The organism is Enhydrobacter sp. (assembly GCF_030246845.1).
In the GTDB taxonomy this organism is placed as follows: Bacteria; Pseudomonadota; Alphaproteobacteria; order Reyranellales; family Reyranellaceae; genus Reyranella.
Window position 1 is genome coordinate 621,983 of the sequence record NZ_CP126889.1, and the last position, 24,297, is coordinate 646,279.

At 67.5% G+C, this 24,297-nt stretch carries 25 protein-coding genes; 9 read left to right on the forward strand and 16 right to left on the reverse strand.

What is annotated here, in order from left to right; genetic code table 11:
• Positions 1-5 precede the first annotated feature (5 nt).
• The 4 genes from OJF58_RS03295 to OJF58_RS03310 are packed head-to-tail and all read right to left on the reverse strand — an operon-like array spanning position 6 to position 3,727.
• Positions 6-737 (reverse strand): ABC-type transport auxiliary lipoprotein family protein, encoded by a 732-nt coding sequence (locus OJF58_RS03295; RefSeq protein ID WP_300781639.1) that lies wholly within the window; start codon positions 735-737, stop codon positions 6-8.
• Positions 734-1,768, reverse strand: coding sequence for an MlaD family protein (locus OJF58_RS03300; protein ID WP_300781640.1), 1,035 nt, complete (start codon positions 1,766-1,768; stop codon positions 734-736). Before OJF58_RS03300 ends, OJF58_RS03295 begins: the two co-directional genes overlap by 4 nt.
• On the reverse strand, positions 1,758-2,612 hold the full coding sequence (locus OJF58_RS03305; protein WP_300781641.1) for an ABC transporter ATP-binding protein: 855 nt from the start codon (positions 2,610-2,612) through the stop codon (positions 1,758-1,760). The genes OJF58_RS03300 and OJF58_RS03305 overlap by 11 nt, the downstream gene beginning before the upstream one ends.
• The gene (locus tag OJF58_RS03310) at positions 2,612-3,727 is read right to left on the reverse strand and encodes an ABC transporter permease (protein ID WP_300781642.1); all 1,116 of its coding nucleotides are present in this window, start codon (positions 3,725-3,727) and stop codon (positions 2,612-2,614) included. The genes OJF58_RS03305 and OJF58_RS03310 overlap by 1 nt, the downstream gene beginning before the upstream one ends.
• A gap of 96 nt (positions 3,728-3,823) precedes the next feature.
• On the opposite strand from OJF58_RS03310, the gene OJF58_RS03315 reads away from it, so the two are divergent.
• Positions 3,824-4,645, forward strand: a complete 822-nt coding sequence (locus OJF58_RS03315; RefSeq protein WP_300781643.1) for a polyphosphate kinase — start codon at positions 3,824-3,826, stop codon at positions 4,643-4,645.
• Positions 4,642-5,880: an MFS transporter gene (locus tag OJF58_RS03320; protein WP_300781644.1), complete on the forward strand. Its 1,239-nt coding sequence runs from the start codon at positions 4,642-4,644 to the stop codon at positions 5,878-5,880. Before OJF58_RS03315 ends, OJF58_RS03320 begins: the two co-directional genes overlap by 4 nt.
• Here the strand turns inward: OJF58_RS03320 and rlmJ are convergent.
• Entirely contained in the window at positions 5,822-6,688 is an 867-nt protein-coding gene (gene rlmJ / locus OJF58_RS03325; RefSeq protein WP_300781645.1) for a 23S rRNA (adenine(2030)-N(6))-methyltransferase RlmJ, read from the reverse strand. The two genes, OJF58_RS03320 and rlmJ, sit on opposite strands and share 59 nt — an antisense overlap.
• 75 nt (positions 6,689-6,763) lie before the next feature.
• Between rlmJ and OJF58_RS03330 the strand changes: the two genes are divergently transcribed.
• A complete protein-coding gene (locus OJF58_RS03330; protein ID WP_300781646.1) occupies positions 6,764-7,702 on the forward strand; it encodes an acetamidase/formamidase family protein in 939 nt (312 codons plus the stop codon).
• A gap of 132 nt (positions 7,703-7,834) precedes the next feature.
• The gene (locus OJF58_RS03335) at positions 7,835-8,281 is read left to right on the forward strand and encodes a hypothetical protein (RefSeq protein WP_300781647.1); all 447 of its coding nucleotides are present in this window, start codon (positions 7,835-7,837) and stop codon (positions 8,279-8,281) included.
• A gap of 18 nt (positions 8,282-8,299) precedes the next feature.
• Here OJF58_RS03335 and OJF58_RS03340 read toward each other — a convergent pair whose 3' ends face one another.
• The 4 genes from OJF58_RS03340 to OJF58_RS03355 form a co-directional block, all read right to left on the reverse strand.
• On the reverse strand, positions 8,300-9,511 hold the full coding sequence (locus tag OJF58_RS03340; RefSeq protein WP_300781648.1) for an MFS transporter: 1,212 nt from the start codon (positions 9,509-9,511) through the stop codon (positions 8,300-8,302).
• A 330-nt stretch (positions 9,512-9,841) separates the two neighbouring features.
• A complete protein-coding gene (locus OJF58_RS03345) occupies positions 9,842-10,273 on the reverse strand; it encodes an NfeD family protein (RefSeq protein WP_300781649.1) in 432 nt (143 codons plus the stop codon).
• A 6-nt stretch (positions 10,274-10,279) separates the two neighbouring features.
• Entirely contained in the window at positions 10,280-11,236 is a 957-nt protein-coding gene (locus tag OJF58_RS03350; protein WP_300781650.1) for an SPFH domain-containing protein, read from the reverse strand.
• Positions 11,237-11,294: 58 nt separating this feature from the next.
• Positions 11,295-12,023 (reverse strand): glutamine amidotransferase, encoded by a 729-nt coding sequence (locus OJF58_RS03355; RefSeq protein WP_300781651.1) that lies wholly within the window; start codon positions 12,021-12,023, stop codon positions 11,295-11,297.
• 62 nt (positions 12,024-12,085) lie between these two features.
• Between OJF58_RS03355 and OJF58_RS03360 the strand changes: the two genes are divergently transcribed.
• From OJF58_RS03360 to OJF58_RS03370, 3 genes are all read left to right on the forward strand, one after another.
• Complete coding sequence (locus OJF58_RS03360) at positions 12,086-12,691, forward strand: 2-hydroxychromene-2-carboxylate isomerase (protein WP_300781652.1); 606 nt, start codon at positions 12,086-12,088, stop codon at positions 12,689-12,691.
• Positions 12,688-13,989 (forward strand): aspartate aminotransferase family protein, encoded by a 1,302-nt coding sequence (locus OJF58_RS03365; RefSeq protein WP_300781653.1) that lies wholly within the window; start codon positions 12,688-12,690, stop codon positions 13,987-13,989. Before OJF58_RS03360 ends, OJF58_RS03365 begins: the two co-directional genes overlap by 4 nt.
• Before the next feature lie 108 nt (positions 13,990-14,097).
• Positions 14,098-14,658 carry a hypothetical protein gene (locus OJF58_RS03370; protein WP_300781654.1) on the forward strand — a complete coding sequence of 187 codons (561 nt, stop codon included), beginning with the start codon at positions 14,098-14,100 and terminating at the stop codon, positions 14,656-14,658.
• A gap of 75 nt (positions 14,659-14,733) precedes the next feature.
• Here the strand turns inward: OJF58_RS03370 and OJF58_RS03375 are convergent, their stop codons facing one another.
• Positions 14,734-16,431 (reverse strand): amidohydrolase family protein, encoded by a 1,698-nt coding sequence (locus tag OJF58_RS03375; protein WP_300781655.1) that lies wholly within the window; start codon positions 16,429-16,431, stop codon positions 14,734-14,736.
• Positions 16,432-16,509: 78 nt separating this feature from the next.
• Between OJF58_RS03375 and OJF58_RS03380 the strand changes: the two genes are divergently transcribed.
• The gene (locus OJF58_RS03380; RefSeq protein ID WP_300781656.1) at positions 16,510-17,403 is read left to right on the forward strand and encodes an alpha/beta hydrolase; all 894 of its coding nucleotides are present in this window, start codon (positions 16,510-16,512) and stop codon (positions 17,401-17,403) included.
• A gap of 3 nt (positions 17,404-17,406) precedes the next feature.
• On the opposite strand, the gene OJF58_RS03385 is transcribed toward OJF58_RS03380, so the two are convergent.
• The 3 genes from OJF58_RS03385 to OJF58_RS03395 all read right to left on the reverse strand — a co-directional run bounded on the left by OJF58_RS03385 (position 17,407) and on the right by OJF58_RS03395 (position 20,388).
• A complete protein-coding gene (locus OJF58_RS03385; RefSeq protein ID WP_300781657.1) occupies positions 17,407-18,564 on the reverse strand; it encodes a M20 family metallopeptidase in 1,158 nt (385 codons plus the stop codon).
• A gap of 126 nt (positions 18,565-18,690) precedes the next feature.
• The gene (locus OJF58_RS03390; RefSeq protein ID WP_300781658.1) at positions 18,691-19,608 is read right to left on the reverse strand and encodes an SDR family NAD(P)-dependent oxidoreductase; all 918 of its coding nucleotides are present in this window, start codon (positions 19,606-19,608) and stop codon (positions 18,691-18,693) included.
• A gap of 39 nt (positions 19,609-19,647) precedes the next feature.
• Complete coding sequence (locus OJF58_RS03395) at positions 19,648-20,388, reverse strand: transglutaminase family protein (protein WP_300781659.1); 741 nt, start codon at positions 20,386-20,388, stop codon at positions 19,648-19,650.
• A 134-nt stretch (positions 20,389-20,522) separates the two neighbouring features.
• On the opposite strand from OJF58_RS03395, the gene OJF58_RS03400 reads away from it, so the two are divergent.
• Complete coding sequence (locus OJF58_RS03400) at positions 20,523-22,016, forward strand: MDR family MFS transporter (protein ID WP_300781660.1); 1,494 nt, start codon at positions 20,523-20,525, stop codon at positions 22,014-22,016.
• On the opposite strand, the gene OJF58_RS03405 is transcribed toward OJF58_RS03400, so the two are convergent.
• From OJF58_RS03405 to OJF58_RS03415, 3 genes are all read right to left on the reverse strand, one after another.
• Complete coding sequence (locus OJF58_RS03405) at positions 22,011-22,472, reverse strand: PaaI family thioesterase (RefSeq protein WP_300781661.1); 462 nt, start codon at positions 22,470-22,472, stop codon at positions 22,011-22,013. The two genes, OJF58_RS03400 and OJF58_RS03405, sit on opposite strands and share 6 nt — an antisense overlap.
• Positions 22,469-22,972 (reverse strand): PaaI family thioesterase, encoded by a 504-nt coding sequence (locus tag OJF58_RS03410; protein WP_300781662.1) that lies wholly within the window; start codon positions 22,970-22,972, stop codon positions 22,469-22,471. The genes OJF58_RS03405 and OJF58_RS03410 overlap by 4 nt, the downstream gene beginning before the upstream one ends.
• Positions 22,973-23,065: 93 nt before the next feature.
• Complete coding sequence (locus tag OJF58_RS03415; protein WP_300781663.1) at positions 23,066-24,247, reverse strand: acyl-CoA dehydrogenase family protein; 1,182 nt, start codon at positions 24,245-24,247, stop codon at positions 23,066-23,068.
• Between the last annotated feature and the right edge of the window lie 50 nt (positions 24,248-24,297).

The window sequence follows — 24,297 nt, forward strand, 5'->3', positions numbered from 1 at the left end:
CCCGCTCAGGGCTCGTCGGCGACCGGCACCATCGACGTGTCGTTGCCGACCGGGCAGTGGGCGCTGTCGACGACGACGTTGGCGGGATTGCGGAACTTGCTGATGTCGGCCGCCGTCTGCTCGGTCGGCACTCCGGGCGGCGGCGTGCGCAGCGTCCAGGAGACCAGCTTCTTGATGACGCTGCCCAGCGCCTGGTCGATCGCCTCCACGACCTTCGGCACCTTGTCGGCCCGCGCCCGCACGCAGCGCTCGAACGTCGCCTCGCCGATGATCTGGCGGTTCGGCATCTGCACCAGCTTGGCGACGATGCGCACATGCGCGATCGGCGGGGTGCCGTAGTAGTACATCGCCTCGAAATCGCGCAGGTCCGGCTGCAGCAGATAGTTGGGCACGAGGGCGATCGACTCGCGCGCCACGGCAATGATCTTGCGCGAGTTCTCGAACGAATCGACGATGCGCGTCTGCACCATCAACGGCGCCCGGTCCGTCCAGGCCGACTTCGCGTAGTAGTCGAACGACGTTGGCGACTGGGCGATGGCGATGCGGCCGGTATTGAGATTGGCCGCCGCCGCCGGGACCTCGACCGAGAGCTGCCAGCGCACGCTCGGCAGGCCGGGATCGAAGGTGCTCTTGGGCGTCACCTGGTAGAGGTTGGTCGGCTCTTCCACCGCCTGGATCAGCGAACAGCCGGCCAGCAGCAGCGACGCGGCCGCCACGGCCGCGGTAAGGCGTATCATTTGGGCGTGTATCCCTGCTTGCCGCTGAACACGAAGCCCGCCGGATCGCGCTCGAGCTTGGTCGCGATGATGTTCAGATTGGCCGTCAGCTCCCGCAGCTCGCGGATGGCGAGCGAGAACTCGGTGAGGCCCGTCTGGGAGAATTGCTGCACCGGCCCCCGCGTCGCGGTCAGCAGCTTGTTGATCTGGCCCGCCGCGCTGTTGATGTTGGCGAGGGCCACCTTCGCCTCGTCGACGGTCTTGGCCAGCTCGCCGCGCTCCTTGCCGGCCAGCGCCTTGCGGGTCTGCGCATCCTGCGGCCCGAGCTCCATGGCCATCAGGCTGAGCGAATCGGAAAGCCTGTTGAGCCTCTCGAAGGTCTGATGGAAGTCGGCGACGGCAGAGGGGAGCTGGGCGAGCGCCGACTGAATCGCCGCGTCCTGCTTGGCGATGCCGCCCGTCACGGTCGAGAGATTGCGCATCGTGTCGCCCAGCGCGGCGATGTTCTCGTCGCTCAAGAGCGCGTTCAGGCGATCCACCGTGACGCTCGCCTTGGTCAGCAGGGCCTGGGCCGAGGTCGAGGTCGCCTGCAGGAAGGACGCGCCCTCGCGGATCTCCGGATACGGCTTGTCGCCCAGCTTCTTCTTCGGCATGACCTGGTCGGATTCGAGGCGGCCGACGATCTGGATGTAGGCAGCGCCGGCGATGAAGGGCTTCTCGAACACGGCATAAGACCGCTCGCGAATGTCGATGTGGGAATCGACGGCAACCGTCACCTCGATCTTCTCGGTCAGCCGCTCGTGGCCGGTGCTGCGCTGGACGTCGCGCCGCGAGGTGAGCGCGATGTTCTGCACGCGGCCCACGCGCAGGCCGCGGTAGTAGACCGGCGAGTCGACGCTCAACCCCTGCACGTCGCCCGAGAACAGGATCACGTAGTAGGCATAGGAGGTCTGATCGCCCTCGCGCAGCTTCCAGATGACGAAGCCGACGAGGGAAACGACGAACAGGATCATCGCCGCGCCGATCAGCACGTATGGCGATCTATTTTCCATTGTACGCTGCTTTTCGCTCCTGCCCCGCCGCCGCGGCCCGCCCGCGCGGCCCGCGGAAATACTCCTGCACCCATGGATGATCGTAGGCCAGCAATTCGTCCATCGTACCCGCCACGACACGCTTGTCGAGCAGTACGGCGATCCGGTCGCACACGGCATGGAGACTGTCGAGATCGTGCGTCACCATCAGCACCGACAGGCCGAGACTTTGCTGCAGCTCCCGGACCAGCTCGTCGTAATGGGCGGCACCGATCGGATCGAGACCGGCCGTTGGCTCGTCGAGGAACAGGAGTTCGGGATCGAGGGCGAGAGCGCGCGCGAGGCTCGCCCGCTTGCGCATGCCGCCGGACAGTTCCGACGGCTTCTTCTCGGCGGTATCGGGCGGCAGGCCGACCAGCGCGATCTTGAGAGCGGCGATGCAGCGCATGACCTCCTCGTCCAGCCCGGCGTGCTCGCGGATCGGCACCATGATGTTCTCGGCCACCGTGAGCGAGGAGAACAGTGCGCCATCCTGGAACTGCACGCCGATATGCGCCTGCAGGGCGTGCTCCGCCTTGCCGTGCAGGTGACGCGTATCGGTGCCGAGGACCTCGATCTGTCCGCGCCGCGCGGGATTGAGGCCGATGATGGTGCGCAACAGCACCGACTTGCCGGTGCCCGAGCCGCCGACGAGGCCGACGACCTCTCCGCGAAACATGTCGAAATCGAGACGGTCGTGGATCACGTTGTCGCCGAACTGCGTCCGCACGTCGCGCAGCCTCAGGACGACGTCGCGCCCGTCGCGGTGGTCGACGAGCTGCCCGCCCTGCGCCATCGCCTGCTCGGCCGTCGCACTCCGGACCATCACACGCCCGCGAGCAGGAAGATGACGGAGAACACCGCGTCCAGCACGATGACGCAGAAGATCGATTCGACAACCGAGCGGGTCGTGAGCTGGCCGACGCTCTCGGCGCTGCCGCGCACCTGCAGCCCCTCGAAGCAGCCGATCGCGGCGATGATCATGCCGAACACCGGCGCCTTGATCATGCCGGTGTAGAAGTGCCAGATGCCGACGGTGTCGCGCAGGCGGGCGAAGAACTGCACGAAAGTGAAGTCGAGATAGACGGTGCAGGCCACCGCGCCGCCGAGCAGGCCGGCCATGTCGCCCCAGAAGACGAGAAGCGGCATCGAGATCAGCAGCGCCACGATCCGCGGCAGGACCAGCCATTCGATCGGATTGAGCCCGATCGTGCGCATGGCGTCGATTTCCTGATTGACCTGCATCGTGCCGATCTGGGCGGTGAAGGCGCTGCCCGACCGGCCGGCCACGATGATGGCCGTGAGCAGCACGCCCAGCTCGCGGAAGATGCCGATGCCGACCGCCTCGACCGTGAAGGTCTCGGCGCCGAACTGCCTGAGCTGCTGCACGCCCTGGTAGGCGATCACCACGCCGATCAGGAAGCAGAGGACGCCGACGATGACGAGCGCCTTGACCCACACCTCGTACATCTGCCGTACCACGGCGGCAGGCCGGAAGCGCTTCGGATGGGCGAATGCCCCGAGGACGACCACCAGGGTCTCGCCGAAGAACGCGCAGAGGGCGATGATCTGCTGGTAGATGTGGACAAGGCCCTGGCCCACCTCGGCCAGCCAGTGCGACAGCCAGTCGACATGCGGTTCGGGCGGCGTCTGCACATTGTGCTCCTGCACCACCCGGAAAAGATCGGCCTGGCCCTGCTCCTTCGCCCGGACCTCGGTGTCCTGGCCGCCGCCGGCAAGATGCAGAAGCTCCAGCACGCCCGCCGTGTCGAGGCGCCCCACATCCGTGATATCGATGAGATCCGGCCGGCGTTGCACCACAGTTGCGCGGCGCTCACGGCGGCGCAGCGCGCGAAGACTGAAGACGGTCCAGTTGCCCGACGCCTGCAGGACGGAAGCGCCGTCCCGCTCGACGTATCTGAAGGTTGGGGCCGAAGGCATCGGACGGATTAGTCGCGGCGCGCGTTCGGCCTGTCAATCGGCATGGCGAATTGCGTCGCCGCCGAGCCGCTGGCACGATCCCGCGCGGAGGAACCGATGGGCAGATGGCCGGTGCTCGACGAGATCGCGATGATCGACGAGCCGATCGACGACGAGAGCTACGACCGCCGGCTGAAGGAGCTGCAGCACCGGCTGCTGGACCTCCAGGTGCATCACATGCGCACCGGCGGACGGGTGATCATCGGCATCGACGGCTGGGATGCCGCCGGCAAGGGCGGTTCCATCCAGCGCATCATCTACGGCCTGGAGCCGCGCTCGACCCATGTCTGGCGCATCGGCGCGCCGACGCCGGCCGAGCAGGGCCGGCACTATCTCTGGCGCTTCTGGGAGCGACTGCCGGCGCCCGGCAACTGGTCGATCTTCGACCGCACGTGGTATGGCCGCGTGCTGGTCGAACGCATCGAGAGGTTCTGCGACGAAGCCGCCTGGAAGCGCGCCTACCGCGAGATCAACGAGTTCGAGCGTCAGCTCGCCGACGACGGCGTGCGCATCGTCAAGCTGCTCTTCCACATCAGCGCCAAGGAGCAGAAGGAGCGGATGATCGACCGGCTGCGCAAACCCTACAAGCGTCACAAGGTCGGGCTCGAGGATTTCCGCAACATCGCCAAGCGCAAGCAGTATCTCGAAGCCTACAAGGACATGCTGGACAAGACCGACACCGACCATGCGCCGTGGCACGTCATCGCCACGGACGACAAGAAGCAGGCCCGGCTCGCCGCCTTGGGTGTCGTCGCCGAGACCCTGAGCCGGGGCGTGAACATTTCCGAGCACGAACTCGACCCGCGCATCGCCGAGGCAGCCTATAAGCTTTGGGGCTGGCGCCTCGGCGACGGGAAGAACGGCGGCGGCAAGAAGTGACCCCCGCGCGCGCTTTCGCCGGCTGGCGTGTCGTGGCCGGCGCGTTCCTCTGCATGCTGACGGGCTATGCCGTCGCCTATTCCTTCGCCGCCTTCTTCGGGCCGCTCGAGGCGGAGTTCGGCGCCCAGCGCGGCGATACCTCGCTCGTCTTCTCGATCGCGGCCTTCCTTTATTTCCTGCTCGGCCTGCCGGCCGGCCTGATCGCCGACCGGGTCGGGCCGCGGCCGGTCGTGACGGGCGGCCTGCTGATCGTCGCGCTCGGCCTGGTGATCGCCGCGCAGGCCAACGCTTTGTGGCAGGTCTACCTCGGCTACAGCCTCGGCGTCGGCCTTGGCGTCGGCCTCTCCTATGTCCCGAGCGTCACCGCGGTCCAACACTGGTTCGTGCGCCGGCGCGGCACGGCGAGCGGCATTGCGGTCGCCGGCATCGGCGTCGGCACCTTGATCGGCGCGCCGCTCGCGAACACGCTGATTGGCCATATCGGCTGGCGCCACGCCTATCTCGTCCTGGCCGGCCTCACGGCGCTGGGCGCGATCGTCGCCGGCCTCCTGATCCGCCGCGATCCGCACTTCTACGGCATGGAGCCGGACGGCGAGCCGGTACCGCCCGGCGGCGCGCCGGCCGCACCTTCTGGCCTGACCCTCGGCGAGGCGGTTCGGACCAGCCCCTTCTGGGCGGTGTATGTGGCGGCCCTTCTGATGTCCTTCGGCCTGTTCACGCCTTTCGTCCATCTCGTGCCCTACAGCCGCGACGTCGGGCTGGGGGCAGGATTCGGCGTGCTGCTGATCACCCTGCTGGGCGTCGGCAGCACCGTCGGCCGTTTCCTGTTCGCGACCGTCACGCCCTGGCTCGGCCGGCGGCTTTCCTTCGCCCTGATGTTCGTCGGCGCGGGGGCGATGCTGGTCGTCTGGTCGTTCTCCACGACCGCGCCCGCCCTGATCCTTTTCGCCTTGCTCTTCGGCGCCTTCTACGGCGGCTTCGTCGCCATCGCACCCTCGCTTGCCGCCGACTATTTCGGCGGCCGTTCGCTGGGCGCGGTCATCGGTGCCCTCTATAGCGGTGTCGCCTTCGGCGCCCTGCTCGGCTCGCCGGCCGCGGGCTATGCCTACGACTTCTTCGGCTCCTACGCCGGCGCGATCCTGGCCGGGGCGCTCCTGTGCTTCGTGGGTTTCGCGATCATGCTCCTCGCGCCGGAACCGGCGCGCTGGCTGGAGAGGCGTGCACCATCGCGCTGACCCCGCGGCCGAGGTGGGCCGCGACCCAGGGTAGCGCCTCGCGCATCGCCTCCTCGAATTTCCAGGGCGGATTGATCACGGTGAGACCGCAGGCTGCGAGCTTGCCGGGCGCAGCCGCCTCGCCGAGCTTCAGGTCGAGCGTCACCAGGCTCGTCCGCTGCGGCGGCGTTGCGAGCGTGGGCGCCGTGGCGTCCTTGACCGGATACCAGGCCGCGTAGCATCCGGTGGCGAAGCGGCGCAGACCGTGTCGCAAGGCGCGCGCCACGCGGTCGAGTTCGTCGACAGCCTCGAACGGCGGATCGATCAGGACGAGGCCGCGTCGCTCCGGCGGCGGCAGCAGCGCCTTCAGCACCCGGTAGCCGTCGGCATGGCGCACCTCGACGGCGCGATCGCCGGCGAATTCCCGCTTGAGCGCCAGCGCCGCCCCCGGATGCAGCTCGCAGGCCACGAACCGGTCGCCCGGTCGCAGGCCGGCGCGGATCAGGCGCGGCGAGCCAGGATAGTGCCGCAGCGCGTCTTGCGGCGGACCGAACTTGCGGTCGTAGGCCGCGACAGCCGCAAGGTAGCGCGCCACGGCCGGCGGCATGCCGGTCCGGTCCGCTGCGGCAAGGCGCAGGATGCCGGCTTCGGCCTCGCCCGTGCGCCGTGCCTGCTCGCCGACCAGGTCGTAACCGCCGGCGCCGGCGTGCGTGTCGAGCACGAACAGACCTTTGTCCTTGGCCGTCAGGAGCCGCAGGAGCTCGACCAGGGCGACGTGCTTCAGCACGTCGGCGAAGTTGCCGGCATGGAAGCCGTGGCGATAGTTCATCACGTGCCTTTCATCATGTGCCTATAGCATCGGGGCCGCGGTTCGTGCTTCAACCCTCCGACAAAGGGGGACCGCATGGCCACGCACGAGCTTCATTCCTCGCCCGAGACTTGCCACTGGGGCTATTTCGACAGCCAGCTCGAGCCCTCCCTCAGCCTCAGATCGGGCGACATCGCCACCATTCATTGCGTGTCCGGGGCTGCCGAGATCCTGCCCAAGCCGCCGATGAACGTCCTGCCCGAGCACCGCGAGATCCTGGCCAAGCTCAGGCCGCATCTCGGCCGGCACATTCTCACCGGCCCCGTCCATATCGAAGGTGCCGAGCGTGGCGACGTGCTGGCGGTCGAGGTCCTCGACATCAAGTTCCGCACCAACTGGGGCTGGAACGTGCAGCGACCGCTGATGGGCACGCTGCCGGAGGACTTCCCCTCCTACCGTCTCACCCACATCCCGATCGATTCGAACCGCGGCGTCTGCACCCTGCCCTGGGGCACCGAGATCCAGCTCAAGCCCTTCTTCGGCATCATGGGCGTGGCGCCGCCGCCGGAATGGGGCCAGTGCAGCTCCATCGAACCGCGCGCCTTCGGCGGCAACATCGACAACCGGCATTTCAACATCGGCACGACGGTGTACTTTCCCGTCTTCGCGGCCGGGGCCCTGTTCTCGGCCGGCGACGGCCACGGCGTGCAAGGCGATGGCGAGGTGAATCTCACCGCCCTCGAGACGGCGCTCTCGGGCACCTTCCGCTTCACCGTGCGCAAGGACATGAAGCTCAACAATCCGCGTGCCGAGACCGCGACCCACTGGATCACGCACGGCTTCGACCCCGATCTCGACGATGCGGCCAAGGAAGCGCTGCGCGACATGATCCGGCTGATCGCCGCCCGGACCGGGCTGAAGGCGGAGGATGCCTACATGCTGTGCAGCCTCAAGGGCGACCTGCACATCACCCAGACAGTCGACGGCAACAAGGGGGTGCATTGCATGATGGAGAAAGCCCTGATCGGAGGGTAGAATTCGCACGGACCTGATCCCGCACCGCAGGGCCCAGCGCCTGCCTATGCATGGATGCAGGCGGCATTTGTCGTAGATTGTGTCAGGATAGGCGGTATCTCGTTTCGTCCTGCAAGGGGGAGGAATCGCGCAATGAACCTGGCGAGCGGCGTGTTGCAGATATCGACGCTTCTCGGAGCGTCGCTCGTCGCCCGGCTGCTGTTCGATCAGGTGAACAGGATCCTGCTGGTGTCCTTTCCCGAAAGGCTGACGCGCGCCAATTTCGATCTCACCGACGCCGCCCTCGCCCTGTTCGTGGCGCAGCAGGGCTCGGTCGACACGATCATCGATTTCAGCCACGTCTCGGAGGACGTCGACACCAGCGTCATCGTCGCCCGCGCCTATTCGCCGTGGCCGGCGCAAGAGAAGCGGCAGGTCTTCGTCGTCTCGAGCGACGTGATGGAAGGCGTGTTCCGCATGTACGCGCTCCACCACGAGGCCGCCGGCTTCGGCACGACGCGGGTCGTGCGCTCCCTCGACGGCGCCCTGGCGGTCCTGGGAGCGGCCGCGGCAGGCTTCGATCCGGTCACTCCCGGCTGACGCCAGGGCGGCCGATCATCAGGCCGGCTGCAGACGCGCTCGAGTACGCGACGGCAGCGGCGGGAAGGCGAGCGCGATCGCCGCCGCGCCGAGGCCGATGCCGAACGATGCGATATAGAGCCAGCCGTAGCTCGCGAATATGTCGAAGATCCAGCCGCCGACGACCGGCCCCAGCGCCATGCCGAGGCTCGAGATCATGGCGGCGGCGCCGAACACGGTGCCCATGATGCGCATCGGAAAGTACTCGCGCGCGATCACCGCATAGAGCGGCATCACGCCGCCATAGGCCATCCCGAACACGACGGCGACGGCATAGAACTCTCCGAGCTCGCGGACGAAGAAATACGTGCCGGCCGCCAGCGCCTGAATCAGGAGCCCCGCCACCACCACCGGTTTGGCGCCGAACCTGTCGCCGGCCAGGCCGAACAGCAGGCGGCCGCCCAGTCCCGCGAGGCCCTCGACGCTGTAGATCGTGACCGCGGCCATGCCCGGCAGTCCGCAGGCGATGGCGTAGCTGACCGTATGGAAGATCGGGCCGGAATGAGTGGCGCAACAACAGAAGAAGGTGAGCGCGAGCACGATGAATTGCGGCGAGCGCAGCGCCTGTCGCACCGTCATGCCGGAGTCGCCGGCGGCAGCGGCGCCCGGGCCGGTGGCCTCCGGTGCCGCGGGTGCGCGGCGTACCAGGAGCGCCGTGGGCACCAGCAACAGCCATGCCGCCACGGCGATCACGAGCTGGGCGGTGCGCCAGTCATAGGTCGAGATCAGCCAGCGGGCGAACGGCGAGATCGTCATCGGCGCGACGCCCATGCCGGCCGAGACGAGGGACACGGCGAGGCTGCGGTGCTTCTCGAACCAGCCGGTGACCGTCGCGATCATCGGCGCAAAGACCGCGCCCGCCGCGATCCCGACAATCACCCCGTAGACGAGCTGGAACTCGAGCAGGCTGCTGGCGCGGCTCGCCATCGCGAGGCCCAGACCCAGCAGGATCGCGCCGGACAGGACGACGATCCGGGGCCCGAAGCGATCGGTCAGTGCGCCCCATCCGAAAGCGGCGACGCCCATGGTCAAGAAGTCGAAGGTCATGGCGGTCGAGATACCGGTGCGCGACCAGCCGGTGGCATCGGCCATCGGCTGCAGGAAAACCGCCAGCGAGAACATCGCGCCGATCGCGACGCAGCCCATCAAGGCTCCCGCCGCCACGACCACCCATCCGTACGACCGTTCCATGTTGCACTCCCGTTCGGCAGTCGGGAACACATAACCCATCGGTTAACTATTGGCAAATACCCGTCGCCGGGCCCCGGCGGGCAATGGCAACCGCCGGGCCGGCCCGCCGTTGACGAGTCCGAGCTTCACAGGAGACCCTTGATGAAGAGATTGGCCGTCCTCGCACTTGTGCTTTGCGGCCTTGCCGCCGCCTGTACGGTCCGTTCGGAACGGACCGTCGTCGAGCATCCCAAGCCGGCGCCCGCGGTGGTGACCACTCCGCCACCATCGGGAACGACCGTAGTCGTGCCATCCCGATAAGATGGACACCCCGTCCTTCCGGACGGCCCGTCAAGGCGCCGGCTCGACCTTGAGCTCGGTGCCCTCGACGGCGGCCACGCGCACCCTGGCCCCCGCCGCCATGTCCGGGCCGGTCACGATCCAGCTTCCGTCGCCAAGGGTCAGCCGGCCGCGACCGTTGAGGATCGGCTGATCCAGGACGAAGGTGCGCCCGATCATCGCCTTGCCGCGTTCGTTGAGGGCCTCGTCACCGCGCCCCTGCAGCCGGCGCAACGAGCGGCGCAGGAGCACCGCCGACGCCACGGCGACGATCGCGAACAGGAAGAGCTGGAACTCAAGCGCGGCTGCCGGGGCGACCAGCAGCAGCAGGCCGCACGCTGCCGCGCCGATCGCCAGGAACAGGAACACCACGCCGGGCAGCATCATCTCGGAGACGAGCAGCACGGCGGCCAACGCCCACCAGTACCAGAAGACGATCGTCATCGGCGCCTAGCCCGACGGCGGCACCGAACCGCGCGGGCGAGCGGCCTCTGCGGCGCGCGCCTGCGCTTCTTTCGCGAGCTCGCCAATGCCCGCGATCGACGCCATCACGCCTGCCGCCTCGACCGGCAGGAAGAACATCTTGGCGTTGTTGGAGGCGCCCATCTTGGCCAACGCCTCCACGTACTTGGTGCCGAGGAAGTAGTTGATCGCCTGCGTGCCGTTGCCGGCGATCGCCTGGGCGACCACGGCGGTCGCCCTCGCCTCGGCTTCGGCCTGCCGCTCACGCGCCTCGGCCTCGCGGAAAGCGGCTTCGCGCTTGCCCTCGGCGATCAGGATGGCCGACTGCTTCTCGCCCTGGGCACGCTGGATGCTCGACTCGCGCACGCCCTCGGCCTCGAGGATAGTGGCGCGCTTCTCGCGCTCGGCCTTCATCTGGCGGCCCATCGCGACCACGATATCCTCGGGCGGCGCGATATCCTTGAGCTCGATACGCAGCACCTTCACGCCCCACGGGTTGGTCGCCTGGTCGATCACGGCGAGCAGCGTATTGTTGATCTCGTTGCGCTTGGACAGCACCTCGTCGAGCGCCATGTTGCCCATCACGCTGCGGATGTTGGTGAGCGCCAGGTTGGTGATGGCGAGATGGAGGTTCTGCACCTCGTAGGCCGCCCGCGCCGCATCGATCACCTGGTAGAAGGCGACGGCATCGACCTGCACCGTGGCATTGTCCTTGGTGATCACCTTCTGCGCCGGGATGTCGAGCACATTCTCCTGCATGTTCATCTTGCGGCCGACCCGGTCGATGAACGGCACGATGAGATGCAGCCCCGGGGCCAAAGTACGGGTGTACTTGCCGAAACGCTCGATGGTCCAGTTGAAGCCCTGATTGACGGTCTTCACCCCGGCAAACACCAGGACGACGGCCACGACGACCAGCGCCACGACGAAAATCAACGCGCCCATCTTTTCTGTCTCCCCCTGCTCGCGCCGACCCTAGCCCAGCTCGCGGCAGGGAGCCAGATCAGGCGGCCCGCCTCTGGTCGGTGGCCAGCCAGCGATCGAGGAACCTGTCGATCCAGCGGTCGAGCGGCGGATCGTAGAGCGCATGCATGGCGAGGTGGACGCCGCGCTGCTGGGCCCCGGGCATGGCCAGCCGCTCGGCGGCCGTCAGGGTCCAGATCTTCTTCATCTCCAGCGTGACCTCTGGGTGGAACTGGAAGCCGAAGGCGTTGGGCCCGCAGCGAAAGCCCTGCACCGGGTAGCGCTCGTTGGTGGCGAGCAGCTCGCAGCAATCGGGCAAGGTCATGCCCTCGCGATGCCACTGATAGACCTTCATCGGCGCCTTGATCCAGTCGCGTCCGGCCTCGGTCGGCTCGATGTCGACATAACCGATCTCGACCAGGCCTTGCGGATGCGGTCCGACCCGGCCGCCCGCGGCGCGGGTCAGGAGCTGGGCGCCGAGGCACAGACCGAGATAGGGCACGCCGGCCTCGATCACCCTCGGAATCCAGTCGAGCTCGCACCGGATGCCGGCCAGCGTGCCGCAATCGTTGGCCGACATCGGGCCGCCGAAGATCACCACGCCGGCATAGTCCGACATGTCTTCCGGCAGCTCGCAGCCGAGATTGGGGCAAAGACGGTGAAGCTCGTATCCGCGCTTCTCGAGGAGGGTGCCGACCCGTCCGGGTCGCGAATGCTCCTGATGGACGACGATGGCAACTTTCTTGGGCTTTTCAGCCGGGACCGTCATGGATTTGCAAAGTACGCTGGGCTTGTGGCAACGACAAGGCCGACCGACGGCAAAGGGACGAAATGGCGCGCCAACTCGACTTCTACTTCGACTGCTCCAGCCCCTGGACCTACCTCGCCTTTCATGCCGTGCAGCCGCTGGCCGCCGGGATTGGCGCCGAGATCGTCTGGAAGCCCATCCTGGTGGGCGGCGTCTTCAATGCCGTCAACCGGACAGTTTACGAGAACCGGGCGAAGCCCAATCCCCGCAAGCAGGCCTACATGCTCGAGGACCTGGCCGCGTGGGCCCGGCTCTATGGCCTCTCGATCGTCTTTCCGCCGCAGGTCTTTCCGGTCAACAGCGTGAAATGCATGCGCGGCGCGTTCGTGGCGCTCGACGAGGGCAAGCTCGTGCCCTATGCGACCGCCGCCTTCGAGGCCTATTGGGGCGACGACCGCGACCTCTCGAAGGAGGAGGTGCTGGCCGATATCGCGGCGCGCGCCGGCCTCGAACGCCAGCGATTCTTCGCCGCCATCGAGACCGGCACCTGCAAGGCGAGGTTGAGGGCCAATACCGACGAGCTGATCGCCCGCGGCGGCTTCGGCAGCCCGACCATGTTCGTGGGCGGCTCGATGTTCTTCGGCAACGACCGCCTGCCGCTGGTGAAGGCGGCCCTCGAGGCAGCATGAGCAACAACGGCGATCCGCAGTTCTGGGAGAAGGCGCGCGCCCATCTCGTGCGCTATGGCGGCGCCTTCGCACCGCTGATCGCCGAGAGTGCGGCGGGCAACTGGTTCGTCGACGCCGACGGCCGGCGCATCCTCGATTTCACGTCGGGCCAGATGAGCGCGATCCTGGGCCACAGCCACCCCGAGATCGTGGCCGTGGCGCGCCGCTATATGGGCGAGCTCGACCATCTCTACTCGTCGATCCTGTCGCGGCCCGTGGTCGATCTCGCTGCCCTGCTGGCCAGCGTCTCGCCGGGCAGGCTCGATCGCGTGCTGCTGGTCTCGACCGGCGGCGAGTCGAACGAAGCGGCGCTGCGCATGGCCAAGCTCACCACCGGACGGCACGAGGTGGTCGCGACGAGCCGCTCCTGGCATGGCGTGACGGGCGGCGCCGCTTCCGCGACCTATTCGTCCGGCCGCCGCGGTTACGGTCCGCCGGTCCCCGGCTCGTTCGTTCTGCCCGCGCCCGACACCTATCGGTCCCGCTTCATAGATGCCCGCGGAGTGTACGACTGGAAAGCCGAACTGGCCCTCGGATTCGAGCTGATCGACCGCCAGTCGAGCGGCGCGTTGGCGGCCTGCATCGTCGAGCCGATCCTGAGCTCGGGCGGCGTGCTCGAGCCGCCCGAAGGCTACCTCCCCGCCCTCGCAGCCGAATGCCGGGCGCGCGGGATGCAGCTCGTCTTCGACGAGGCCCAGACCGGCCTCGGCCGGACCGGCACTTTGTTCGCCTGCGAGCGCGATGGCGTCGTGCCCGACTACCTCACCCTGTCCAAGACGCTGGGCGCCGGCCTGCCGCTCGCCGCCATGTTGACCACGCCCGAGATCGAGGAGGTGGCCGCCGAGCGCGGCTACCTGTTCTACACCACCCATGCCTCCGATCCCCTGCCGGCGGCGGTGGGCCTGAAGGTGATCGAAATCATCCTGCGCGACCGTCTGGCCGAACGCGCGGCCCTGCTGGGCGAACGCCTGAAGAGCGGGCTTTGCACCCTGCAGCAGCGCTACGAGTGCATCGGCGACGTCCGGGGACGGGGCCTGCTGCTCGGGCTCGATCTGGTCAAGGACCGGCGCACCCGGGTCCCGGACCCCGAGCTCGCCCGGCGCGTGGCCCACGAGTGCCTCGCGGTCGGGATGATGACCAGCGTGGTCCGCGGCGGCTACGGCATCTTCCGGATTGCGCCGCCGCTCACCATCGAAGCGGCCGAGATCGACCTGGGCCTCGAGATCTTCGACCGAGCTTTGGGTAAGGCCCTGCACTGAAATCACTTTCCAGCGTGCGACGGGCCCTGTGCGGTATTTGCGTTTGAAACGGCCCGCTATCTGTTGTACCCGCTGACGCTTTCCGGCCAACGTGTTGGGAGTCTCTGGATGAGAAGCAAGGTCAAGCAGGCGGCACTTCTGGTGGCGGGCGGCCTGGCGCTGAGCGGTTGCAATCTGTTCGGTCCGAACACCGCCGCGCCGGCCAAGAAGCCGCCGGCACCCGACTACCAGGCGGCGGTGACCGTTCCGGCGCCACCTGCGGCCAAGATTCGGGCGACTTGCTACAACGACACCGACCTGTCGGTGATCCACAATCGCATGCTGCAGCAGGAGCTGACGGTGGCCACCCTGCAGTGCCAGACGCCCAACGGCGCCCGCGCTTTCGACGACACCTACAACACCTTCATCAAGAAGTTTCAATCGGAGCTCAGCTCCAATGCCCGTGCCCTGACCGAGCTGTCGCGACGCAAGCGGTTCAATGTCGACGTCCTCGTCACCGAGTTCGCCAACCGCACGGCGCAGCGCGCGCCGGTGGACAAGGAATTCTGCTCGCGCAGCCTGCGCGCGCTCGAATGGGCGCTCGACGGCAAGGTGAACTCGCTGAGCCAAGCCCCGCCACCCTACGATCTCGGGCCCGAGATGAACATCCATCCCTGCCCGCCGAAGTGAGCGACGGTTTGTGGAGCATGTAAGGGCAAGGCGGCCTGCGGGCCGCCTTTCTGTTTTGGAAGGCAGCGTCCGCTCTCAGCCGCCGTGGCGCAGCAGCCGGCCCGAATGCGTGTTGGTCTGGCGGCCGTCGCGCATCGTGATTTCGCCATTCACGAGGATGTACCGATAGCCCTCGGCGCGCTGGATGCGCCGCCACTCGCCGCCCGGCAGATCGTGCGCGATCTCGTCGGGCAGCACCTTCAGGCCATCGAAGTCGTAGACGACGATGTCGGCCGGCGCCCCCTTCCTGAGCACGCCCCGCCCGCGGAAGCCCGCTACCTCGGCCGGCAGCGCCGACAACCGCCAGTGCGCCTCCTCGAGGCTCAGCATGCGGTGCTCGCGCACGACCTTGCACAGCGTTTCGGTGGGATAGCGGCCGGCGGTGAGGAACTTGGTGTGCGCCCCGCCGTCGCTCACGCCGAACAGCACGTAGGGATCGTCCACCAGCTCTTTCAGATACTCGATCCGGCCGTTGGGCGGCGCGGCAAAGAACTCGGTCTCGAGGCCCTCCTCGACCGCCATGTCGAGCATGACATCGACCGGATGCTTGCCCATCTTCTCGCCGGCATGGGCCAGCGTGTAGTCGAGCCATTTCCTGTTCTTGTCGAGCTTGGGGCCGACGATCGCGATCTGCGGCAACGGCCCGGTCGCGGTGATCGGCAGGTTGGCCCGCAGCGCCGGCCGGCGCGCCGGATCGGCGAGCTTGGCCAGCCGCTCGGCGTGCGTGCCGGTGGTGGCCTCGCACCAGACCTGCTGGTCGTCGAACAGGTTCCAGTCCTCGAAGGTGAAGGTGAAGCCTGCGTCGGTCGTGAGCCCCTGCCCCACCACGCGGATGCCACGCTCGCGGCAGCTCTTCAGCCAGGCGAGCACATGGCGGTGGATGTGCGGCCGGTCGTCGAAGGCCTGGACGACGTTCATGATCACCGGCCGCCCGCTCAGCGTCGCCACCTCCTCGTAGAAGGCGCGATCGCGCGCGTTGTCGCCCGACACCAGCAGCATCTGCACGAACCCGTCGTTGCGCTCGGCCAGCACCCTGGCGAACTCGCGGCAGGTGTCGTCGTGCATCACGTCGGTCGGCATCGGCGTGCCGTCATAGTCGCGCTGCACCGCCGCAGGTCCCGCGGGCAGCATGCGCTGGGCCGACCAGCCGCAGGCGCCGGCATCCATCGCCTCGTGCAGCAGCCTTCTCAGCTCGCCATGCTGCTCGGAGGTCGGCCGCTCGCCGGCCTTGGCCGCCTCGAAGCCCATCACCCAGATGAGCAGCGGCGAGATCGGCACATAGGGCAGGATGTTCATCGCCTTGGGCGCCCGGTCGACGGCGTCGAGGAACTCGGGAAAGGTCACCCAGTCCCACGGCATGCCGGCCTTCATCGAGGCCATCGGGATCGCCTCGACCCGCGTCATCGACATCATGGCGCGCTCACGCTCGGCCGGCCGTACCGGCGCGAATCCGAAGCCGCAATTGCCGATCACCACCGAGGTGATGCCGTGCCAGGCGGAGAGCGTGCAATAGGGATCCCAGAAGAGCTGCGCGTCGTAATGCGTGTGCAAATCGACGAAGCCGGGCGCCACGATGAGGCCGCCCGCATCGATGGCTTCGTCGGCCTCGCCGGTCGCGATCCTGCCGATCTCGGCGATGACGCCGTCCTTGATGCCGATGTCGGCACGGAAGCGCGGCAGGCGGCTGCCATCGACGACCATGCCGCCGCGGATCACACGATCGAAACGGGCCATGTCTCCTCCTGCTTTGCCCGAAGCGTGCGTGGGCCCCGGCATGCTGTCAACGCGGGGACGGTCGGCTAAGCTCGCAGGATGGAAACGCTGTCCGTCCGCACCGATACCCTCGAGATCGCCTGCGAGGCGCATGGTTCGGGAAACGGACCTCCGGTCATCCTCCTGCACGGCTTCCCCTACGACCCGCGTTGCTTCGACGAGGTGGCGCCGCCGCTGGCCGCCGACGGATGCCGGGTCCTGGTGCCCTATCTGCGCGGTTACGGTGCGACGCGGTTCCTGTCGGACAGCACGCTGCGCTCGGGCGAGCAGGCGGTGCTGGGCAACGACCTTCTGCAGCTCATGGATGCCCTCGGGATCGGGCGCGCGCTGCTCGCCGGCTACGACTGGGGCGGGCGCGCGGCCTGCATCGTCGCCGCCTTATGGCCCGAGCGCGTGCGCGGCCTCGTGAGCTGCACCGGCTACAACATCCAGGACATAGCGGCGTCCGCCAGGCCGGCGTCAGCCGCGCAGGAGCACCGCCTCTGGTACCAGTACTACTTCCACACCGAGCGCGGCCGGGCCGGCCTCACCCGCAACCGGCGCGACATCGGCAAGCTCCTGTGGAAGCTCTGGTCGCCGCACTGGCGGTTCGACGATGCCGCCTTCGAGAAGAGCGCCGTCTCGTTCGACAATCCCGATTTTGTCGATGTGGTGATCCACTCCTATCGCCATCGCTACGGTTATGTGCCGGGCGATCCCGCCGTTGTCGGCATCGAGGCGACGCTCGCGGCGCAACCCGTGATCGGGGTGCCGACCATCAACCTGCACGGCGATGCCGACGGCGTCGGACCGGCCGCGCCAGTCGATCCTCATGCCAGGAAGTTCACCGGACCTTACGAGCGCCGCCTGATCGCGCGCGTCGGGCACAACGTGCCCCAGGAAGCGCCAGCCGAGACGGTAGCGGCAATCCGCGACCTGATGAGGGCGACATAGTTCCTAGTCGAGCGTCTCCAGCAGGCGGGTGCAGAGGTAGGTGCGCGGCACCAGCGAGGAGTAGTAGATCTGCTCGTAGGCCGCATGCGCCCCCTTGCCGTCGGCGCCGAGCCCGTCGAGCGTCGGGATGCCGAGCGCGGCGGTGAAGTTGCCGTCGCTGCCGCCGCCGGTCAGCGGCACGTCCCGGAGCTCCTTGCCGATTTCGCGATAGATCGCCTGCGCCTTCTCGAACAGCGCCGCGATGCCGGCGTCCTTGCGGTAGGGCGGCCGGTTCATCCCGCCCTCGACCGTCACCTCGACATCCTTGCCGATCGGCTCGAGGTTCAGGAACCAGTGCGTCATCTCCTCGGCCAGCTCGGGCGTCGGCACGCGCAGGTCGATCTCGGCCGTGCACGCGGCCGACACGACGTTGACCCCGGTCCCGCCGCTCACCAGCCCGACATTGCAGGTGATGCCGCGGGCATAGTCGGTCTTGCCCTCGATGCGCACGATCTGCCGCGCCATCTCGAGGATGGCGCTGCGCCCGTCCTCGTGCCTGACGCCGGCATGGGCGGCGCGGCCCTTCACCGTCATCACGAAGCGGCCGACGCCCTTGCGCGACGTCACCACGCGGTCGCCGTCGCGGCCGGGCTCCATCACCAGCGCATACTTGTGGCCCAGCGCCGCCGCCTCGATGCGCGCCCGCGAGGTCGGGCTGCCGACTTCCTCCTCTGGAATGAACAGGAAGGTGACGGGCAGCCTCGTCTTCTTGCCCTGCCGGACCAGATGGCGCAGCGCGTAGTAGGCGATATAGCCGCCGGCCTTCATGTCGTAGATGCCGGGCCCGAAGACGCTGTCGCCCTCGCGGCGGATCCTGAGCTCCTTGTCGATCGTGCCAAGGGGGTGCACCGTATCGAGATGGGCCAGCACCAGGATGCCCTTGCCCTCGCCCTGGCTCCATTCGCGGGGCGTGCGGCATTCCAGGATGTCGCCGAAGCCGTTGATTCCTGCGGTGCGCTCGACCCTGAGCCCGAGATCGCGGAACTGGCCCTCGACATGATCGACCACCTTGTTGACCGACCTGGCGTCGTGGCTCGGGCTCTCGATCGACACCCATTCGACGATGCCGTTCAGCACTTCCTCGGCATCGATCTTCGGTTCGTTCTTGCGCGCTTGGGCCATGACTATTCTCTTGCTTTCACAACGTCCTTTCGCGTCATCCCGAGCGAAGCGAGGGATCCTTCGCGCACCGTCAAAGATCCCTGACTTCGTTCGGGATGACAACTTTGCCGCGGAACGATAGTCCGCTCAAATCGGATCCCAGGTGAAGTATTCGGGCGAGCGCTTGAGGTCGGTGAAGTAGGGCTTCATCGACGGCACCGCATGCTCGGCAATGGCTTCGAGCGTCCAGCCCTCGGAGTTGTGCACCGAACGCACCGGCCGGTTGGCGTTGAACAGCATGATCTCGTTCATGCGCACGCCGAAGATCTGCGAGGTGATGCCGTCGGCCGCATCGGAAAGCAGGAACACGGCCATCGGCGCGATCTTGGCCGGCGTCATCCGCTTGGAGCGCTCCAGCCGCACCTTCTGCGCCTCGGTGTCGGCCGGGATAGTGCCGATCATGCGCGTCCAGGCGAACGGCGAGATGCAGTTCGAGCGCACGTTGAAGGCCGCCATGTCGAGGGCGATCGAGCGTGACAGGCCGATGATGCCCATCTTGGCCGCCGAATAGTTCGCCTGGCCGAAATTGCCGACGAGACCCGAGGTCGAGGTGAAGTGCACGAACGCGCCCGACTTCTGCTCCTTGAAGTAGTTGGCGGCGGCGCGGCTCACGTTGAAGGCGCCGTTGAGGTGCACGTCGATCACCATCTTCCAATCCATGTGGCTCATGCGGTGGAAGATGCGGTCGCGCAAGATGCCGGCATTGTTGATGACGCCGTCGATCTTGCCGAAATTCTCGACTGCGGCCTTAACCATGCGCTCCGCGCCCGCAGGATCGGTGACGCTGTCGGCGTTGGGCACGGCCTTGCCGCCGGCCGCCGCGATCTCCTCACAGACCTTTTGCGCGGGCGTCGCACTGCCCACGCCTTCGCCGTCGACCGCGCCGCCGAGATCGTTCACCACCACCCGGGCGCCTTCCCTGGCCGCCAGCAGTGCCATCTCGCGGCCGATGCCGCCGCCCGCGCCCGTGATCAGCACGACCTTGTCCTTCAGCATGTTGGTCATTCTCGTCTCCCTTCGTCGGTCTCGATATTCCTTGCCGGCTCAGTCGCGGGCAGCCTCGGCGGCGCCTTCCGCGCCGAAGTCGCCGCCGAGCGTCCCGCCCGCCGGCATTTCTTCCTGCAGCCGTGTCATGCGCGGATAGTAGTGACGGAAAGCGGCGCGGATCTCGTCGAACGGAATGTCGGCGAACACGCCGCGATAGGCGAGATATTCCATGTGCCGCCGGCCGCTGAGATCGAACGGGTGATAGATCGAGTCGGAGACCCCGTCCCAGTCGAGCGGCTTGAGGCCGAACCGCTCGGTCAGCTCCCTGTTGAAGGCGGGGGTCGCCTTCACCCAGCGCCCGTCGAGCCAGACGTCGGTATAGCCGTGGTAATAGAAGACGTCGCTGCCCATCAGCTCGGCCAGCCGCCTGGTGGTCATGTGGTTGCGGACGTCGGCATAGCCCACGCGGGCGGCAATGCCCGAGGCGCGGCAGAGCGCCGCCATCAATCCGGCCTTGTTCACGCAATAGCCGTGGCCCGACGCCAGGGTCGTGCTGGCGCGATAGGCCTCCCGCCTCATCGGCGTGTTGTAGGGATCGTAGCGCAGCCCGTCGCGCACGGCGTAATAGAGGCGTAGGGCCTTCTCGCGGGCGCTGCCCGAACCCGCCACGCGCCGAGCCTCGGCGACGATTTCCGGATGGCCCGAATCGACCAGATCGCCGGGCCGGAGATAGGCATCGAAAGCGGCGCCGTCGCGCACCGTGTCGTCGCGCGGCGTCTTCAGAGCGTCGAAATCCATGGCCGGTGTTGTGCCCCGAAAGAAGCGGCAAAGTCCATGAGCGATCGCGCGCAAGTCACCCATGCGCATTTGGCGAGCGGTTTACCTCCATCCGGAACCGTATTTTCATAGCCTCACGAGGGCCGGAGCATTGCATGTCGAAAGAGAGCGTCCTGCCGGAAGCCGCGTCGGCCGGAATCGCGGGACGCCGCAGCCTGATCCTGGCGGCCTGCATGATGGCGACCTTCATGGCGGCCGTGGAAAGCACCATCGTCGCCACCGCCATGCCCACCATCGTGGCCGATCTCGGCGACTTCCATCTCTTCAGTTGGGTCTTCGCCGCCTATCTGCTGTCGCAGGCGGTCAGCATCCCGATCTACGGCCGGTTGGCCGACCTGTTCGGCCGCAAGCGGGTGTTCTTCGCCGGCGCGAGCCTGTTCCTCGCGGGCTCGACGCTCTGCGGCTTCGCCCAGGGCATGCTGTCGCTCATCGTCTTCCGCACGCTGCAAGGACTGGGGGCCGGCGCGGTCCAGCCGGTCGCCTACACGATCATCGGCGATATCTACACGCCGACCGAACGGGCCCGCGTGCAGGGCTTCCTGTCCAGCGTCTTCGGCATTTCCGCCGTGATCGGCCCGTCGCTCGGCGCGTTCCTGGTCGAGCATGTGAGCTGGTCGGCGGTGTTCTGGGTCAATCTGCCGATCGGCGCGCTTGCCATGACCATGCTCGCGGTCTTCTTCCGCGAGCATCTGCAGGCGAAGGCGCCGCGCATCGACTATTTCGCCTCGTTGCTGCTGATGCTGGGAGCGGGCGCGCTGATGATGGCCCTGATCCAGGGCGGCAGTCTCCGTCCCTGGATGCTGGCCGTGTGCATCGTGGTGGGCGTCGCTTCGCTGACAGTGCTGGTGCGCCACGAGCGTCATGTCGAGGCGCCGATGCTGCCGATCCGATTCTGGACCAACCGGGTGATCGCGCTGGGCAATTTCGGCAGCTTCGCCATCGGCATCGTGATGATGAGCGTCAGCGCCTTCCTGCCGACCTACGTCCAGGGCGTGATGGGCCGCAGCGCCGCCGTGACCGGCGTGGTGCTGGGCGCCATGTCGATCAGCTGGGCGGTCGCCAGCACCGCCTCGGGCCGCGTCATGATCCGGACCAGCTATCGCGTGAGCGCGATGTTCGGGGGTGGCATGCTGGTGCTGGGCAGCATCGTCCTGATGGCGATGTCGCCGGCCAGCGGGCCGGTCTGGGCGGGCGCCGGCGCGCTGCTGATCGGCCTCGGCATGGGTTCCTGCAACACGACCTATCTCGTCTCGGTACAGGCCGCGGCGGCGTTGCGCGAGCGCGGCGCGGCGACCGCGTCCAACATGTTCATGCGCATCGTCGGTCAGTCGACCGGTGCGGCGCTGTTCGGGGCGCTGGTGAATATCGGCCTGCTGCACTACGCGCCGCAGGCGGGCGAGGTGGCGGCGCAACTGATGCAGCCTGCCCTGCGCCAGACTCTCGCTGCCGGCGACGTCGCGCTGCTGACCCAGGCAATGGCTGCCGCTTTGAGGAATGTCTATGTCGTGGGCGCGGTGGTGGGTCTCGTCGTCCTCGGCCTCGGTGCCAGCCTGCCGCCCGCGCTCGGCCCGACGACCGAAAGGTCATAGAGCCGACGGCTCGTCGTCGGCCGTCACCAGGAAATGCGCCTGGGCAGTGGCGACCGGCCTGTTGCGGTCATCCTGCCAGGCTTCGGCGAAGACGTTCACCATCCGTCGTCCCTGCTTGGTGACCTTGGCCGAGGCGATCACGTCGAGCGGCCGCGCCGAGCGCAGATAGTCGACGGTGATGTTGACGATCTTCGGCACGGTCTCCGTCTCGATCTCCCACAGGAGATGGAAGATCGCGGCCATCTCCAGCATCGCGCCCAGCGTGCCGCCATGGATCGCCGGCAGGAAGGTGTTGCCGATCAGCGAGTCGTGGAAGCGCATGCGGGTGAGCAGCTCGCCCGTGCCGTTCTCCGGCGCGATCCGCATCCAGCGCGCATAGGGGATCGCCTCGGCGAGGCGGCCTACGTCGCCCCGCTTGCGCGCCTCGGCGAGGTGCTTCATGAGGCCCCGGCTCACGCGACCGCTCCCTTGCCCAGCAGTTCCCGGCCCCTGAGATGAGCGGGGGTCACCTTGCCCTTGGTGCCCAGCATGAAGGTGCCGGCCGCGGCCGCCACAGGATCCTTGGGATCGCCCTGATGAGCGAAGGCGCGGGTGAAGGCGACCGACCGGGTGATGCGATAGCACTCGGCCTCGGCGATCACCGGCTTTCCCGGAACGGCCGGCTTGGCGTAATCGATGCGCAGATCGAGCGTGGCGAAGGGCATCGGTTCCTTGAGCATGGTCGCGACCGCCATGCCGCAGCAGCCGTCGAGCATCGCGGTCAGCGGCCCGCCCGCCAGCACGCGCGTCTCGGGATTGCCGACCAGCTCCTCGCGCCAGTCGAGCTGCATCGAGGCGAGCCCGCGCGCCACCGCGAGCACCTTGAGCCCGAGCGCCTTGTTGTGCGGGATGGTGTCGGAGAAGAGACGCTGGAACAGCGCGATGCGCTCTTCCGGAGTCGTCAGGGGTTTGGCCATGCGCTACTCCTGTAAAGATCCCGCACTCATCGCTCGGGATGACACGGGTCGATGTGTCATCCCGAGCCGAAGGCGAGGGATCTTTCCTTCTTCCTACAACCCCATCTGCCGCGCGGCGAGGTCCTTCATGATCTCGACCGAGCCACCGCCGATCGACATGACCTTGGTCTCGCGATAGATGCGCTCGACCTTGGCGCCGCGCAGGTAGCCCGCGCCGCCGAAGATCTGCATCGCCTCGTTGGCGCAATATTCCAGCGTCGAGGTGGCGAGGTTCTTCAGCATGCAGATTTCCGCCACCGGCTTCTCGCCCTGCCCGACGCGCCAGGCGAGGAGCTCCAGCGTCGACCTCACCGCGTTGATGCGCATCGCCATATCGACCAGCCGGTGGCGCACGACTTGGTTGGCGATCAGCGGCCTGCCGAAGGTATGACGCTCGCGGGCATAAGTGATCGCCTCCTCGAGGCAGACCTTGGCGTAGCCGTAGGCGCCGGCCGCGAGGCCGATCCGCTCCTGGTTGAAGTTCAGCATGATGCCGATGAAGCCCTTGTTCTCCTGGCCGATCAGGTTGGCGGTCGGCACGCGCACATTGTCGAAGAAGAGCTGGGCCGTGTCGGACGCCCACCAGCCCATCTTCTTGAGCTTGGCGCGCGAGAAACCTTCGCGCTCGCGCTCGATCAGCAGCAGCGACACGCCGCCCGCCCCGGCGCCGCCGGTGCGCACGGCGACCGTGTAGTAGTCGGCGCGGACGCCGGAGGTGATGAACATCTTGGAGCCGTTCACGACATAATGATCGCCCTCGCGGCGCGCCGTCGTCCGGAGGTTGGCGACGTCCGAGCCGCCGCTGGGCTCGGTGATCGCGAGGGCACTGATCTTCTCGCCGGCCAGGATCTCGGGCAGCAGCTTGCGCTTCATCCATTCGGGGCCAAGCGCGGCGATCGGCGGAGCGCCGATCGTGTGGCTGTTGAGGCTGGCGTTGATGCCGCCGCTGCCGTGGCGCGCCAGCTCCTCGGACTTGACGATGGCGAAGAAGGGGTCCGTCGGCGCGCCGCCATATTCCTCCGGAAATCCGAGCTGCAGCAGGCCCGCCGCCGACGCCTTCTTGTAGAGCTCGCGCGGAAACTCCTCGGCCTCGTCCCATTGATCGACATGAGGCATGATCTCACGATCGACGAAGCGTCGGACCGTTGTGCGGAATGCCTCGTGCTCCTCGGTGTAGAAGGGGCTCGGTGGGTTGGCCTGCGGGAACGGCAATCCGCGGGACTCGACGGCGGCCATCGCGATCTCTCCTGTCAATCGGCTCGTTGTGCCAGTTTGCGTCTGCACCG